Raw genomic sequence first — 13819 nt, 5'->3', positions numbered from 1 at the left:
CAACACCCGCAGGAGACATTCCACCCTGGGCTATCTGAGCCCGATGGACTACGAGCAGCAAACCATCGATAAGGTGCTGCTCGCCGCATGACAATCGGTGTCCACACCTCGGGGTGAGCCCCCAGGTGAGTGCACATTGGGGCGGCCCGAGCAGCCGGTGGATCCGTTGGCCGGTCCCGTCGAAAGGCTCGCCTGGGAATTGCGCCGGCTCAGGGACGAGGCCGGGCGACCGAGCTACCGCGTACTCGCGCAGCGCGCATTTCTCGCGGAGCACCCTCGCTGGCCGACCACACCCAGCCCGACCTGAGGGCGGTCACTCCCTCCGGCGCGGCACACCCCAGAGCCGGGGCTCTCGCTCGGCAGGCAGCCGCACGGCCTACAGCAGGGTGTCGAGAGGTGGCATCACGTTGACGTTCCTGGACATCCACGCGGACAAGCGCGTCCGTGTTTGCCTCTGATCGTCATCCTGACAACACTGCGCCGCCGGTCATCTACTGAAGGTCATCGAACTTTCTGGCGTGCCCGCTTGGCCTGATCCGGCCTCGCCTCGGAAGGAAGCGCAGATGACAATGCCCCCGGCGGTGTCTGTTGCTGAAGCGATGGAGATTCGTCCCAATGAGCCGCTGGTCGGCTCCGGGGGCATGGATCTGCATTTCCGCATCTACGAATCGTTCGGGGATCAAGTGCACCTGGACGGCGCGGGATATCAGGTGCGCCGGGCAGGGAGCCGGATGCGTGCGGTTGAGATCGGTCTGCCGTTCCGATCGCGAGGTGCCACCGTCGCGGCCATGCTGCGCGCAGTGATCGACCGTTGTCCGCTGACCCTGATCTCTGTCACCTGATGCCAGACGATCTTGGTGGCAAATTGATGGTAAATGATCAAAAGGCCAGATCCGCGATCTTGGGATCTGGCCTTGAGCTGGTGAAACTCTGTGGGGCTACCAGGACTTGAACCTGGGACCTCTTCCTTATCAGGACCATCCCGACCCTGATCAGAGTCCCGCAACCCGGACCTGAACAGTGCTGGACGGGCGTGGACGTGAGCGGTTGCGTGCCTCTGTTGCAGTACTCGTTGCAGTACGCGTCCGCGAGAGCCCCTCACTGCCCGAAAGAAAACCGGAGCTGAGCATTGATCAGGAAGTTGAGCCGGTAACGCAGACGACCGATCACAGCCTGTTCCGGGGCTTCGGCAGGTGTCAGCAGTGTCCAGCGCAGTGAGCACCCGCCATCCTCGGTCGGCCGGATGTCGAACCGGATCTCGTCATCAGGCCTGTCCGGCCACAGTGATGACCAGACCACGAGTTCCGGCTCCACCACCCGGAGGATGCGTGGCTTGACTTCATCGGGGTTCAGGTCCAGCCACTGCCGTCCGCCAGGTCGCCAAGGGTCGGTCAGGCTCTCCCACACGATGTGAGGGGGCGGCGGCTGCCTACGCTCTCGCGAACCCAATTCGATCATTTCCGCAGTCTAGAAGGCGGCCCTCACATGGTCATTGTCCACCAGTTGGGAAGATTTCGGTGCGTGACTGGCTGACATGCTCCGCAGCAGCTCAGATCAGGTGAGACGTTGCTCGGGAGTCACCGTGACTCCCCTCGATTCGCCACCCTGACGGGCACGCGGCGGGCACGGACTGTACCACCGCGCTTCATCGTGCATCGATCAGCCCAAACGAGTCCAGAAGTCGTGGGGGTGCCGGCCGGGTCGGAAGCCTTGGGCCTCGACCATGGCAGCAGCGTCGGCGAAGCCGTGCGCAAGCGCAGCCGGGCTGTGGGCATCGCTTCCGAAGGTGACCGCTTCTCCGCCTTCATCGCGCCACCAGCGAACGATCTCTGGAGGGAACCGTGCACGCGTGTTGACCTCCAAGGCTCGACCGCTGTCAGCGAGCACTCGTAGGGCATGGCGGAACTCTTCCTGGAACGAATCTGGATCGAACGGGCCAGCCTGCGTCGGCCAGGTGCGGATCGGGTAGTCGATGTGGGCGAGCACGCCGAACGTATGCGAGACCTTGATCAGGCGGACTATCTCGGCCAGGTATTCCCGAAGCACCTCCGCAGCTGGTCGCTGATGGTACAGGTAAGGGGGCTCAGAGAACCGCTCCCCCACAGGCAGGCAATGCAGCGAACCAAGCACCCGGTCGAACTGCCCGGCGTCGAGCAGCCTCGCGACCTCATCGCCGTACCAATGCGGCTCACCCAGTTCCACGCCGCTCAGGATGCGAAGGCTCGGGAACCGATCGCGGCAGCGCTCCACGCACTCCAAGTACCCGTGGAGATTGAATTTTGGCGGAGCCACTGTTCCATCTTGCGTGGCGAATGCCTTGAGATGATCATGTCCATCGAGCTCGCCATCAACGAACAGCCAGGCCGTATAGTCCACATGCTCGGTGAACGCAACCGCGGGGAGACCCATATCCACCGCCCGCGCGCAGGTCCGCTCCATCGCGCCATCCGGTGCGTCCCACGACCATTCGCTGTGAACATGGCTATCTCCGGGCAGCGCCACCGTCGCATCCTTCCGCCGGCATCAAAGGGACACGTTGAAGAGCAACGCTCTGGCACGTACGGTGCCCGTCTACGAGACCGGGATCATATTCCTGGCCGATGACAGGTTACGACCGGGGGAATGCGGGCGGAAGTATGGAGAGAAGACCGGCGCTCGGTGAGCCGGTGCTGAGGAACGAAGCACCGGCTCACCGAGTGCCCCCGACCCCAACGGTGGCCAGCCCACATGAGGCGATCGTAGATTCTAGGAGCTCGCTGGCGAAGGTCAGTGCTTCGGTGCGGTCGGCTCCCCTGGCTACCCGGCAGACCTGCCCGACGACGGGGATCTGACTCTTGACGGCGCTGATCAGTAGAGGCGGCCCCATGATGGCCTCGGCGTGGATGTGGCCGGTCAGTACATGCCTCAGTCCCGAGATGACAGGGCGGCTGGAGGATCCGGTCAAGCTGGCCAAATACTTGGTCGGTGCGTGGACATCAACGTCCCTCGGCGGTCCGGTCTCCTGATGTGTGACCTGCGGTGAAGGGCGTTGGGGGGCCAGGCCGAGCGTCATGTGGGCGGGGTCGGGCATGTGCAGACCGTCGGCGACGCGCTCGAACACCTCAAGTGAGGTGACCTGGACAGCGCCCTTCATGATTTCGCTGACCTTGCCCTGGCTGAGGCCGACTGCCACGCCGATGCGGGTCTGACTGCATCCGGCGTACTGGCGGATCAAGCGGAACACGTGCCCGACCAACCCGAACGATCGCGCACTACCCCGGGCGGTGCGGCTGGCGATGCCAATAGCCCGGGATGTCGTGGAAGAGGTCGCCAAGCTGCACGGCGTGTGCATCCGGCCCGTCCCTCTAAAGCGGCTCGACACCCACACCGGCCAGTGGGAGCTGGTCGACGTGCCGTGCGGGTCCACGCTGGAGGCCAAGTGCCCACCGTGCGCCAAGCGCAACCGGCAACTGCGCATCGCCCAATGCCGGGAAGGCCGGCACCTCGACCACGAACCCGCCATCATCCCCGACGAGCCGACCGACGATCAACGGTGGCTGGTCGAGTTCCGCGCCGACCTCCAGGCCCGACGCGCCGAGGCCGAACAACTGGGGGAGGACACCGCCGACTGGGACGCCGCCATCGAAGGCGTCGACGCCGAGATCAACGAGGCTGGCATGCGCGGCAACGTCCTCGGCCGGACCGCCGCCAAGCGGGTGCGCTCGACCCGGCGGGCAGGACGCGCCGGACCTGCCTCAGCGCAAGATGGCCCACACCACGCTCGGGCGCACCTTCGCCGCACCGGACGGCAAGGTCTACCGGCCGTCGCTGTTCGTCACCCTCACCCTGCCCTCCTACGGCAAGGTCCGCGACGGCGTGCCGGTCGACCCCGATACCTACGACTACGCGCGGGCCGCGCGGGATGCGTTGCACTTCTCCAAGCTGGTGGACCGGTTCGTGCAGAACCTGCGCCGGGTCGCGGGCTACGACGTGCAGTACTTCGCCACCGTCGAACCGCAACAACGGCTCGCCCCGCATCTGCACATGGCCATCCGCGGAACCCTGCCGAGGACGGAGCTGAAGCAGATCATCGCGGCCACGTACCACCAGGTGTGGTGGCCCCCGGCCAACGAAGTCAGCTTCCAGGGCGATCACCTGCCCGTCTGGCAGGACGAGGCCGGCTACCTCGACCCTGACACGGGCGAGGTGCTGCCCACCTGGGAACAGGCCCTCGACCAGCTCGACACCGACGAGGACGCCCAACCTCTGCACGGGTCCGCTTCGGGCAGCAGCACAACATCCAAAGCGTCCTGGCTGGCACGCCTGCCGCTGGCAAGTGGCTGGGCTACCTCACCAAGTACCTGACCAAGAGCCTGGCCGACCCCCTCGACGCCGCCGCCCACAGCACGGCCCGGCGCGAGCACGCCGCCCGCCTCATCGAGGCCCTGCGCACCGAACCATGCTCACCCACCTGCGCCAACTGGCTGCGCTACGGCATCCAACCCAAGAACGCCAAATCCGGAATGGCGCCGGGCCGCTGCCGGGGCAAGGCCCACAAACCCGACCACCTCGGCTACGCCGGCCGCCGCGTCCTGGTCTCGCGCAAGTGGGCCAACAAGACCCTCACCGAACACAAGCAGGACCGCCGCACCTGGGTCCTGGAAGCCCTCGGCCAACCCGACCAGACACCCGACCCACACCGCTACGTCTGGAAGCCCGTCCCTGCCGGAGACGCCAACGTGCCACCCCTGGCCGTGCGGCTCCTCCGCTCCATCCGCGAACGCCAACGCTGGCGAGCCCATCTGCAACGCCTCGAAGAACAAACTCTTTCGGCAAACCCACGAGAGGCACGGAGGGCGGCCTGATGAACGGTCCCGTTCTCTCCGTCGAAGAGGCCGCAGAGCAGCTCCGTGTGAGCCGCTGGATGCTCTACAAGTTCATCCGCTCTGGCCAGCTCAGAACCTTCAAGGCCGGTCGGCGTCAGCTGGTGCCGGCCTCCGCAATCACTGAACTCGTCGACCTGCTCATGGAAGAGGCTGCGTGATGACCGACCCCCTGATCGGCATCTCCGATGAGGCCCCCCGCAAGAAGAACCGTCGCAAGCGGGCCAACAACGAGGGGACCGTCTACCAGCGGGCAGACGGCAAGTGGTGTGGACAGGTCTACGTTCTCACCGCCGACGGCACGGAGAAGCGCAAGACCGTCTACGGCAGAACCGCCGAAGAGGCGCGCTCCAAGATCCAGGAAATGAAGCACAAGTCTCGTCGAGGCGTGCCTGCGCCTGATCGGGCCTGGAAGGTTGGGGATTACCTCGACTACTGGCTGAACGACGTCGCCCGTCACTCGATCCGGAAGACGACGTTCGCCAAGTACGAAACGATCGTCCGGCTCTACCTGAAGCCTGGACTCGGCCGGAAGAAGCTGGATCGGCTGACGGTGGCTGAGGTTCAGACCTTCCTCAACGCGAAGATCAAGAGTGAAGACCATGCGATCGGGACAGTTCATGTCATGCGGAACGTGCTGAGCGCGGCTCTGACCCGTGCCATGCGAGAAGAGATCATCTCCCGCAACGTCGCGCGGCTGGCGACTCTTCCGGCAATCGACTCGAAGCGCAATCAGCCGTGGACGGCCGACGAGGCGCGGGCGTTCCTACGAGCAGCGCGGCCGGATCCGCTGTACCCCGCCTTCGTGCTGCTCTTGCTCTACGGCCTGCGGCGGGGAGAAGCACTGGGGCTGCGATGGGTCGATGTGGATTTCGAGGCAGGACACGTCAGCATTCGGCGGCAACTCGTGCGAGTGGGAACGGAGCTCCACCACGGGCCAGTGAAGACCGGGGCCGGCAATCGATCGCTGCCGCTGCTCGGCATCGTCCGCGAGGCGTTGGAGATCCAGCGGGACGGACAGAAGATCCTCAAGGACGAGGCGGGGGAGAGCTGGTGGACACGGGGCTCGTGTTCACGACCAAGTCCGGCCGGCCTATCGAGCCGCGAAACCTGGCCCGGTCCTTCGCCCGGATCGTGCAGAAGAACGAGTTGCGCCCGATCCGTGTACACGATCTCCGGCACACGGCCGCGTCACTGCTCAAGAAGCTTGGAGTCGCGCCACGTGACGCGATGGAGATCTTGGGCCACAGCCGCATCTCGGTCACGATGAGATCTACACCCACGGCGACGGCGAGAGCCGGGAGAACGCGATCAAGAGGGTCAACGAGCTGTTCGAGTGAGGCCGTTGCAGTACGGGTTGCAGTAAAAGAGCCCCGGAGCTTGATCGCTTCGGGGCTTTTCGCTGGTGGGGCTACCAGGACTTGAACCTGGGACCTCTTCCTTATCAGGGAAGCGCTCTAACCGACTGAGCTATAGCCCCGCGCACACCGAACGTTATCGCATCCGCAGGACAGAGGCGAACCGGTTGTTCGGACGAGGAAAAGCTTACCGCCTCCGGCGTGCTGCTCGCGCCGCCCCCGCCCACGGGGTCGGCGCGAGCGCCACGTCTACTCGGCCTCGCTGAAGGTCACCTCGACGCCTCCGACCAGGTCAGAGGCGATGTTGTAGATGACCGCGCCCAAGGTGGAGAGCGCTGTGATCAGTACGACGTTCACGGCGCCGATCAGTGCCGTGTAGCCGAGGATGCGCACCGGCTCGAACCAGGAGGCGATGTTGATGGGGATGGAGCTCTGCCCCTGCTCCCCCTGGCCGAGCTGGTTGACCAGGTCGACCAGCGAGTCGAACACGCCCAGGGCCGACAGCACGCCGTACAGGACGGCCACCGCCACGAACAGCACCACGAAGCAGACCAGGGACACCACGAAGCTGAACTTCATGGCGGACCACGGCTCGACCCGGCGCAGGACCAGGTGGGCCTTGCGGGGGAGCCGGGACCCCGAGGAGTTCGACGACTTCTTCTTGTTGGGCAGCTCGAGGGCGGGCGGGGCCTCGGTGGCGAGCGACGGACGGACGCGGACCGTGTCGTTGCCCTCCGGAGGCGCCTGCTGCGGGCCGGAGCCAGGACCGGCACCAGGACCAGGACCAGGGCCGACGGGGCCGGGGCCGGGGGCGGACGGCTTGGGCGTGGGTGACGGCGCGGGGGCCGTCGACCGCGACTCCTCCTTGGGCGGGCCTGGCTTGCCCTGCGCGGGCGACGTGTCCTTGCCGTCGTCGACCGCGCCGAAGATCTCGGTTTCGTTGGGCTTCTTCGGCTGTTGTCCGTTACCCGAAGCCGCCTTTGTCCTGGCGGTGCCACCCTGGGCGCTCATGAACTACTCTCCTCCCCCGTCTTCCTCAGTTTCCACCGAAGTCTCCATCGACTCCGCGTTCCGGGCGAGGGCCACCACGCTGTCGCCTTCAGCGAGATTCATCAATCGCACTCCCATGGTCTGGCGGCCGGACTGCTTGATCTCACCGGCACTCGTCCGGATCACCCCGCCGGCGAACGTGATCGCGAAGACCTCGTCCTCTGGGTTGACCATGACGGCACCGACCAGCTTGCCACGGGAAGACACGATTTTCGCAGTAAGCACTCCCCTACCGCCACGTCCTTGAACTGGATACTGCTCCACTGGCGTCCGTTTTGCGTACCCACCTTCCGTGGCGATAAGCACATCTTGACCGTCGGCGAGTCGATTCATGGCGAGAAGTTCGTCACCATCGAGGAACCTCATGCCGATCACACCGCTGGTCGCGCGCCCCATGGGCCGCAGCGCCTCGTCGGAAGCGGTGAACCTGATCGACTGTGCCCCCTTGGAGACCAGCAGCAGGTCGTCCTGCTCGGAGACCAGGCGGGCTCCGATGACCTCGTCGTCGTCCCGCAGGTTGATCGCGATCAGGCCGCCGGACCTGGGGGAGTCGTACTCGGACAGGCGGGTCTTCTTGACCAGCCCGCTGCGGGTGGCGAGCACGAGGTAGGGCGCGACGTCGTAGTCGCGTAGGTCGAGAACCTCCATAACTGTTTCGTCGGGCTGCATCGCCAAAAGGTTCGCGAGATGCATGCCACGCGCGTCACGCCCGGCGTCGGGCAGTTCGTACGCCTTGACCCGGTACACCCGGCCCTTGTTCGTGAAGAACAGCAGCCAGTGATGCGTCGTGGTGACGAAGAAGTGGTCGACGATGTCGTCCTGGCGCAGCTGGGCGCCGCGCACGCCCTTGCCGCCGCGCTTCTGCGCCCGGTAGAGGTCGGTACGCGTGCGCTTGGCGTAGCCGCCCCGGGTGATCGTGACGACGATCTCGTCCTCGGCGATGAGGTCCTCGATCGACATGTCGCCGTCGTAGGCGATGATCTCGGTCTGCCGGTCGTCGCCGTAGCGGCCGACGATCTCGGCGAGCTCCTCGTTGATGATCTCCCGCTGGCGGGCCTCGCTGGCCAGGATCGCGTTGTACTCGGCGATCTGCGTCATCAGGGAGTCGTACTCGTCCTGGATGGCCTGCCGCTCCAGGGCGGCCAGCTTGCGCAGCTGCATGTCGAGGATGGCCTGAGCCTGCACCTCGTCGATCTCCAGCAGCGCCATGAGGCCCTGCTGGGCGTGCGAGGCGGAATCCGAGGCCCGGATGAGGGCGATGACCTCGTCGAGCCGCTCAAGGGCCTTCAGCAGGCCGCGCAGGATATGGGCGCGCTCCTCGGCCTTGCGCAGGAGGTAGCGCGTCCGGCGGACGATGACCTCGATCTGGTGCGCCACGTAGTGCCGGATGAACTGGTCGAGCCGCAGCGTGCGCGGCACCCCGTCGACCAGCGCCAGCATGTTGGCGCCGAAGGTGTCCTGGAGCTGGGTGTGCTTGTACAGGTTGTTGAGCACGACCTTGGCGACCGCGTCGCGCTTGAGCACGATCACCAGGCGCTGCCCGACCCGCGAGGAGCTCTCGTCGCGTACGTCGGCGATGCCGGTCAGCTTGCCCTCGCGCACCAGCTCGGCGATCTTGAGGGCGAGGTTGTCGGGGTTGACCTGATACGGCAGCTCCGTGACGACGAGCGCCTGCCGTCCCTTGTCCTCCTCGACCTCGACCACGGCCCGCATGGTGATCGAGCCGCGGCCGGTGCGGTAGGCGTCCTCGATGCCCCGCCGCCCGACGATCAGCGCCTTGGTGGGGAAGTCGGGCCCCTTGACCAGCTTGATCGCCGCTTCGAGCAGCTCCTCGTCGCCGGCCTCGGGGTTTTCCAGGGCCCACTTGACCGCCGAGGCGACCTCGCGCAGGTTGTGCGGCGGGATGTTGGTGGCCATGCCGACGGCGATGCCGCCCGAGCCGTTGACCAGCAACTGCGGGAAGCGCGCCGGCAGGACGTCGGGCTCCTGCGACTTGCCGTCGTAGTTGGGGCGGAAGTCGACGGTGTCCTTGTCGATGTCGCGCAGCATCTCCATGGCGATGGGCGCGAGCTTGCACTCGGTGTAGCGCATCGCCGCCGCGGGGTCGTTGCCCGGCGAGCCGAAGTTGCCCTGCCCGTCGACCAGCGGATAGCGCAGCGACCACGGCTGCGCCAGTCGCACCAGCGCGTCGTAGATCGAGGTGTCGCCGTGGGGATGGTAGGTGCCCATCACGTCACCGACGACGCGGGCGCACTTGAAGTAGCCGCGGTCGGGACGGTAGCCACCGTCGTACATCGCGTAGAGCACTCGCCGGTGCACCGGCTTGAGACCGTCGCGGACGTCCGGCAGCGCCCTGGACACGATGACCGACATCGCGTAGTCCATGTAACTGCGCTGCATCTCGGACTGGATGTCCACAGGCTCGATGCGCTCAGCCGGGGGAGTGGTGTTCACGTCCGTCACAGGTGATGATCCCTTTTCTAACTAAACGTCGAGGAAGCGGACGTCGCGCGCGTTGCGGATGATGAAGTCGCGCCGGGCTTCCACGTCCTCGCCCATGAGCACGCTGAACAGGTCGTCGGCCTGCGCCGCGTCGTCGAGCGTGACCAGGCGGAGCAGCCGGGTCTCCGGGTTCATCGTGGTCTCCCACAGCTGAGCCGCGTTCATCTCGCCGAGACCCTTGAAGCGCTGTACGTTGTCACGCGGCCGGGGGTCGGCCTTGCCGTTGGCGATCCCTTCGGCGATGACCGCGTCGCGCTCGGAGTCGGAGTACGCGTAGGAGGCGTCCTCGCCCTTGCGGTCCCACTTGATCTTGTAGAGCGGCGGGCACGACAGGTAGACGTGGCCGGCCTCGATCAGCGGCCTCATGAACCGGAACAGCAGCGTCAGCAGCAGCGTGTTGATGTGCTGGCCGTCGACGTCGGCGTCGGCCATGAGGATGACCTTGTGGTAGCGCAGCTTGGCGATGTCGAACTCGTCGTGCACCCCGGTGCCCAGGGCGGTGATCAGCGCCTGGACCTCGTTGTTCTTCAGGACCTTGTCGATCCGCGCCTTCTCGACGTTGAGGATCTTGCCGCGGATGGGCAGGATCGCCTGGAAGCGCGAGTCGCGGCCGCCCTTGGCCGAGCCGCCGGCCGAGTCGCCCTCGACGATGAACAGCTCGCACTTCTCCGGGTCGTTCCACTGGCAGTCGGCCAGCTTGCCCGGCAGCCCGCTGCCCGACTCGAGCAGCGACTTGCGCCTGGTCAGGTCGCGGGCCTGGCGGGCGGCGAGGCGGGCGCGCGAGGCCTGCAGGGACTTGTTGATGATGTCCTTGGCCTCGCCGGGGTTGCGCTCGAACCAGTCGCGCAGGTGGTCGTTGCAGGCCTTCTGCACGAACGACTTGGCCTCGGTGTTGCCCAGCTTGGCCTTGGTCTGGCCCTCGAACTGCGGGTCGGCCAGCTTGACCGAGATGATCGCGGTCAGGCCCTCGCGGACGTCCTCACCGGAGAGGTTGTCGTCCTTGCCCTCCTTGAGGAACTTCTGCTCGCGCGCGTAGCGGTTGACGATCGTCGTCAGCGCCGCGCGGAAGCCCTCCTCGTGGGTGCCGCCCTCCGCGGTGTTGATCATGTTGGCGAAGGTGTAGACCGACTCGGAGTAGGAGTTGTTCCACTGCATGGCGATCTCGACCGCGATGCCGTCGCCCTCCTCCTCGAAGGAGACGATCGACGCGTGCGCTGGCTCCTTCTTGGCGTTGAGGTGCTGGACGAAGTCGGTCAGACCGCCCTCGTAGCAGTAGGTGACGGTGTGGACCTCGCCGTTGACGTGGTCGGGGCGCTCGTCGGTGAGCGTGATCGTCAGGCCCTTGTTGAGGAAGGCCGTCTCCTGGAAGCGGCGCGAGAGCGTCTCGTAGTTCCAGGCGGTGGTCTCGAAGATCTCGGGGTCGGGCCAGAACGTGATCGTGGTGCCGGTCTCGTCGGTCCCCTCGCCCTTGGCCAGCGGCGCGAGGGGCTTGGACATCTCGTAGCGCTGGCGCCAGTAGTGGCCGTTCTGCTTGATCTCGACGTCCATGGCGGTGGACAGCGCGTTGACGACGGCCGAGCCGACGCCGTGGAGGCCGCCGGAGACCGCGTAGGACTGGCTGTCGAACTTGCCGCCCGCGTGCAGCGTGGTCAGCACGACCTCGACCGCCGAGCGGTTCTCCTTCGGCATGATGCCTGTGGGGATGCCACGGCCGTTGTCGACCACGCGTACGCCGTTGTCGGCCAAGAGCGTGATGTCGATCTTGGTGGCGTAGCCGGCGAGGGCCTCGTCCACCGCGTTGTCCACAATCTCGTAGACGAGGTGGTGCAGGCCGCGCTCACCGGTGGAGCCGATATACATACCCGGGCGCTTGCGAACCGCCTCAAGCCCCTCGAGTACGGTGATAGAGCTAGCGTCGTAGGACAACTGCGAAATCCTCCTGCCGCGGACACGCGGCGGGGGAGGCCATCGACCTGCGAAAGCTGCCCCTACCGTGCCCGTCACCGTCGTGAGTGCCCCGATGCGCGGTCACCCAAGGGAGTCGGCTTACCGCCGGGGTGACACGCAAGCGGACGTGTCCGGAATCCGTCTTCATTCTACCGGGTCCGGAGGCCGAAGGTGGCAAGGAACGCGCCTGTGATGGCTCCTAGCTCGTTTTGCCCCCTAGTAAGCATCCCCCCTTCGGAAAGGGGGCTTATCGCGTCTGTGGCTTTCTGATCGCCCCTGGGGCCTAACCGGAGCAGCAAAAGCGCCTGCTGCGGAAAACCGCTGATCGAGGCTATCCGTAGGTGTCGCCCGGGCCCCGGCTGCCGGTCACCCGCAGGCCCCCGGACGGCCGGGGCCCGTTCTGCGGGCCTCTGACCTTGACCTTTGTGACGGTGCCGTCGCCGAGCTCCTCGTTGAGCCTGCGTATGAGGGTGCGCGCGAGCAGCCGCACCTGCGTCGCCCAGGCTGTGGAATCGGCCACGATCAGCACCTCGCCGTCCTCGAACGACTCGGGCTTGGTGTGGGCGGCCAGGTCAGGGCCCACGATGTCGATCCAGCGCCCGAACACCCCGCCGACCGCCGCCGAACGCTCCCATCCGCGGTCGGCCAGGAGGTCGGCAATGGCACGTCCGAAAAGCTGTGGATCGCCGCCCTCCCGGCGCGGCCCCGCCGCCTTGCGCCTGGGCTCGCGCCGGGGGAGCTGGCCGCGCTTGGCCGCGTCGGCCTTGGCCTGGGCGAGCTTCTCCCTGGCCATCGCTGCTCCCCTGGCCGCGGGGTTGTCGTCAGCGGACACGGGTCACGCTCCCTTCTGCGACGTCGAACCGGCCCCCCACCAGCTCCGCGGGTACGTCGTCCGGCACGGCGGCGGTGATGAGCACCTGCTCGGCAGGCGCGACGATCTCGGCCAGCCGCCGCCTGCGCTGGCTGTCGAGCTCGGCGAACACGTCGTCGAGGATCAGCACGGGATCGCCGCCGTCGGCCCGCAGCAGGTCGTACGCCGCCAGCCGCAGCGCCAGCGCGAACGACCAGGACTCGCCATGGCTGGCGTAGCCCCGGGCGGGCAGGTCGCCGAGGCCGAGGATCAGGTCGTCGCGGTGGGGGCCGACGAGCGTGACGCCGCGCTCGAGCTCTGCGGAGCGGACCTCCAATAGCTGCTCCCGCAGCCGTTCTTCAAGGGTTTTCCCCAAGTCTGTGGATAACGTCTGTGTATCAAAAGATCCCCGCTCACCGGCGGCTTCGTCCTCCGGGACACCCTCATCCGTATCCCCACCTGTGGACAACGTGCTGCGGTAGGCCAGCGTCGCCGACTCGCTCCCGGGAGCGAGCGCGGAGTAGGCCCCGGCCACCAGCGGGCGCAGCGCCTCGACGAGCTCCAGCCGGGCCCGGAGCAGCTCCGCGCCGTGCCTGGCGAGGTGGGCGTCCCACACCTCCAGCGTGCTCAGCACGTCGCCCGCGCCGGCCGCGGCGAACGCGGTGTCGCTCTCGGCCCGTTTGGCGCTCCTGCCGCCCCTGCGGGCCTGCGCGGCCGTACGCAGGAGCGCGCCGCGCTGCTTGAGCACCCGGTCGTAGTCGGCCCGGACACCGGCGAACCTGGGTGTCCTGGCCACCAGCAGGTCGTCGAGGAATCGGCGCCGCTCGGCCGGGTCGCCCTTGGACAGCGACAGGTCCTCAGGGGCGAACAGCACCGTACGCAGCAGGCCGACCACGTCGCGGGCCCTGGACACGGGGGAGCGGTTGAGCCTGGCGCGGTTGGCCCGCCCCGGGTTGATCTCCAGCTCGACCAGCGCCCGGCGGTCCTCCCTGTGGACGGCGCAGCGCACGATCGCCCGCGTGGCGCCCTTGCGCACCAGCGGCGCGTCGCTCGACACCCGGTGGCTCGAGTGCGTCGCGACGTAGCCGAGGGCCTCGACCAGGTTGGTCTTGCCCTGGCCGTTGGGCCCCACGAACGCCGTGACGCCCGGCTCCAGGCCGAGCTCCACGGACGCGTACGACCTGAAGTCGGTCAGCGAGAGGTGGGCGACATGCACCCCACGAGGTTAGTGCGCCTCGGGGATGCCTGTG

General features: G+C 66.9%; 11 protein-coding genes, 1 tRNA gene and 2 pseudogenes. 5 read left to right on the top strand and 9 right to left on the bottom strand.

All coding sequences use genetic code 11. The features are described 5' to 3' along the window. The first annotated feature begins 563 nt into the window (after nucleotides 1-563). Nucleotides 564-842 (top strand): hypothetical protein, encoded by a 279-nt coding sequence (locus ACFKCF_RS15105; protein ID WP_394493962.1) that lies wholly within the window; start codon nucleotides 564-566, stop codon nucleotides 840-842. Nucleotides 843-1098: 256 nt separating this feature from the next. Here ACFKCF_RS15105 and ACFKCF_RS15100 read toward each other — a convergent pair whose 3' ends face one another. From ACFKCF_RS15100 to ACFKCF_RS15090, 3 genes are all read right to left on the bottom strand, one after another. After that, on the bottom strand, nucleotides 1099-1458 hold the full coding sequence (locus ACFKCF_RS15100; RefSeq protein WP_394493961.1) for an SRPBCC domain-containing protein: 360 nt from the start codon (nucleotides 1456-1458) through the stop codon (nucleotides 1099-1101). Nucleotides 1459-1659: 201 nt separating this feature from the next. Then, complete coding sequence (locus ACFKCF_RS15095) at nucleotides 1660-2502, bottom strand: PHP domain-containing protein (RefSeq protein WP_394493960.1); 843 nt, start codon at nucleotides 2500-2502, stop codon at nucleotides 1660-1662. 187 nt (nucleotides 2503-2689) lie between these two features. Further along, complete coding sequence (locus ACFKCF_RS15090; RefSeq protein WP_394493958.1) at nucleotides 2690-3223, bottom strand: helix-turn-helix domain-containing protein; 534 nt, start codon at nucleotides 3221-3223, stop codon at nucleotides 2690-2692. Between the two features lie 52 nt (nucleotides 3224-3275). On the opposite strand from ACFKCF_RS15090, the pseudogene ACFKCF_RS15085 reads away from it, so the two are divergent. The 4 genes and pseudogenes from ACFKCF_RS15085 (at nucleotide 3276) to ACFKCF_RS15070 (ending at nucleotide 6287) form a co-directional block, all read left to right on the top strand. Continuing rightward, nucleotides 3276-4844 (top strand): annotated as a pseudogene (locus ACFKCF_RS15085) (replication initiator). After that, nucleotides 4844-5023 carry a helix-turn-helix domain-containing protein gene (locus ACFKCF_RS15080; RefSeq protein ID WP_394493956.1) on the top strand — a complete coding sequence of 60 codons (180 nt, stop codon included), beginning with the start codon at nucleotides 4844-4846 and terminating at the stop codon, nucleotides 5021-5023. The pseudogene ACFKCF_RS15085 and the gene ACFKCF_RS15080 overlap by 1 nt, the downstream one beginning before the upstream one ends. Beyond that, nucleotides 5023-5433, top strand: a pseudogene (locus tag ACFKCF_RS15075) (site-specific integrase); the annotation flags it as partial. The gene ACFKCF_RS15080 and the pseudogene ACFKCF_RS15075, both read left to right, overlap by 1 nt. 284 nt (nucleotides 5434-5717) lie before the next feature. After that, complete coding sequence (locus ACFKCF_RS15070; protein ID WP_394493981.1) at nucleotides 5718-6287, top strand: tyrosine-type recombinase/integrase; 570 nt, start codon at nucleotides 5718-5720, stop codon at nucleotides 6285-6287. Here the strand turns inward: ACFKCF_RS15070 and ACFKCF_RS15065 are convergent. The 6 genes from ACFKCF_RS15065 to recF all read right to left on the bottom strand — a co-directional run bounded on the left by ACFKCF_RS15065 (nucleotide 6266) and on the right by recF (nucleotide 13785). Then, nucleotides 6266-6342 (bottom strand) — tRNA-Ile (locus tag ACFKCF_RS15065). The two genes, ACFKCF_RS15070 and ACFKCF_RS15065, sit on opposite strands and share 22 nt — an antisense overlap. A gap of 127 nt (nucleotides 6343-6469) precedes the next feature. Further along, nucleotides 6470-7231 (bottom strand): DUF3566 domain-containing protein, encoded by a 762-nt coding sequence (locus ACFKCF_RS15060; protein WP_394493955.1) that lies wholly within the window; start codon nucleotides 7229-7231, stop codon nucleotides 6470-6472. A gap of 3 nt (nucleotides 7232-7234) precedes the next feature. Further along, the gene (gyrA, locus tag ACFKCF_RS15055) at nucleotides 7235-9733 is read right to left on the bottom strand and encodes a DNA gyrase subunit A (protein ID WP_394493953.1); all 2499 of its coding nucleotides are present in this window, start codon (nucleotides 9731-9733) and stop codon (nucleotides 7235-7237) included. 21 nt (nucleotides 9734-9754) lie between these two features. Continuing rightward, on the bottom strand, nucleotides 9755-11698 hold the full coding sequence (gyrB, locus tag ACFKCF_RS15050) for a DNA topoisomerase (ATP-hydrolyzing) subunit B (protein ID WP_394493952.1): 1944 nt from the start codon (nucleotides 11696-11698) through the stop codon (nucleotides 9755-9757). A 352-nt stretch (nucleotides 11699-12050) separates the two neighbouring features. Continuing rightward, nucleotides 12051-12551 (bottom strand): DUF721 domain-containing protein, encoded by a 501-nt coding sequence (locus ACFKCF_RS15045; RefSeq protein WP_394493950.1) that lies wholly within the window; start codon nucleotides 12549-12551, stop codon nucleotides 12051-12053. After that, entirely contained in the window at nucleotides 12541-13785 is a 1245-nt protein-coding gene (gene recF, locus ACFKCF_RS15040; protein ID WP_394493948.1) for a DNA replication/repair protein RecF, read from the bottom strand. Before recF ends, ACFKCF_RS15045 begins: the two co-directional genes overlap by 11 nt. Between the last annotated feature and the right edge of the window lie 34 nt (nucleotides 13786-13819).

Origin of the sequence: Nonomuraea sp. JJY05, assembly GCF_043496855.1 — a bacterium.
Taxonomy (GTDB): domain Bacteria; phylum Actinomycetota; class Actinomycetes; order Streptosporangiales; family Streptosporangiaceae; genus Nonomuraea.
This window is presented reverse-complemented; position numbering and strand designations above follow the sequence as displayed.

Excerpts from the sequence above, each read along its gene's own strand:
- ACFKCF_RS15080 (WP_394493956.1), top strand. The coding sequence starts at position 4,844 with ATGAACGGTCCCGTTCTCTCCGTCGAAGAGGCCGCAGAGCAGCTCCGT.
- ACFKCF_RS15105 (WP_394493962.1), top strand. The coding sequence starts at position 564 with ATGACAATGCCCCCGGCGGTGTCTGTTGCTGAAGCGATGGAGATTCGT.
- ACFKCF_RS15100 (WP_394493961.1), bottom strand. The coding sequence starts at position 1,458 with ATGATCGAATTGGGTTCGCGAGAGCGTAGGCAGCCGCCGCCCCCTCAC.
- ACFKCF_RS15060 (WP_394493955.1), bottom strand. The coding sequence starts at position 7,231 with ATGAGCGCCCAGGGTGGCACCGCCAGGACAAAGGCGGCTTCGGGTAAC.
- ACFKCF_RS15070 (WP_394493981.1), top strand. The coding sequence starts at position 5,718 with ATGGGTCGATGTGGATTTCGAGGCAGGACACGTCAGCATTCGGCGGCA.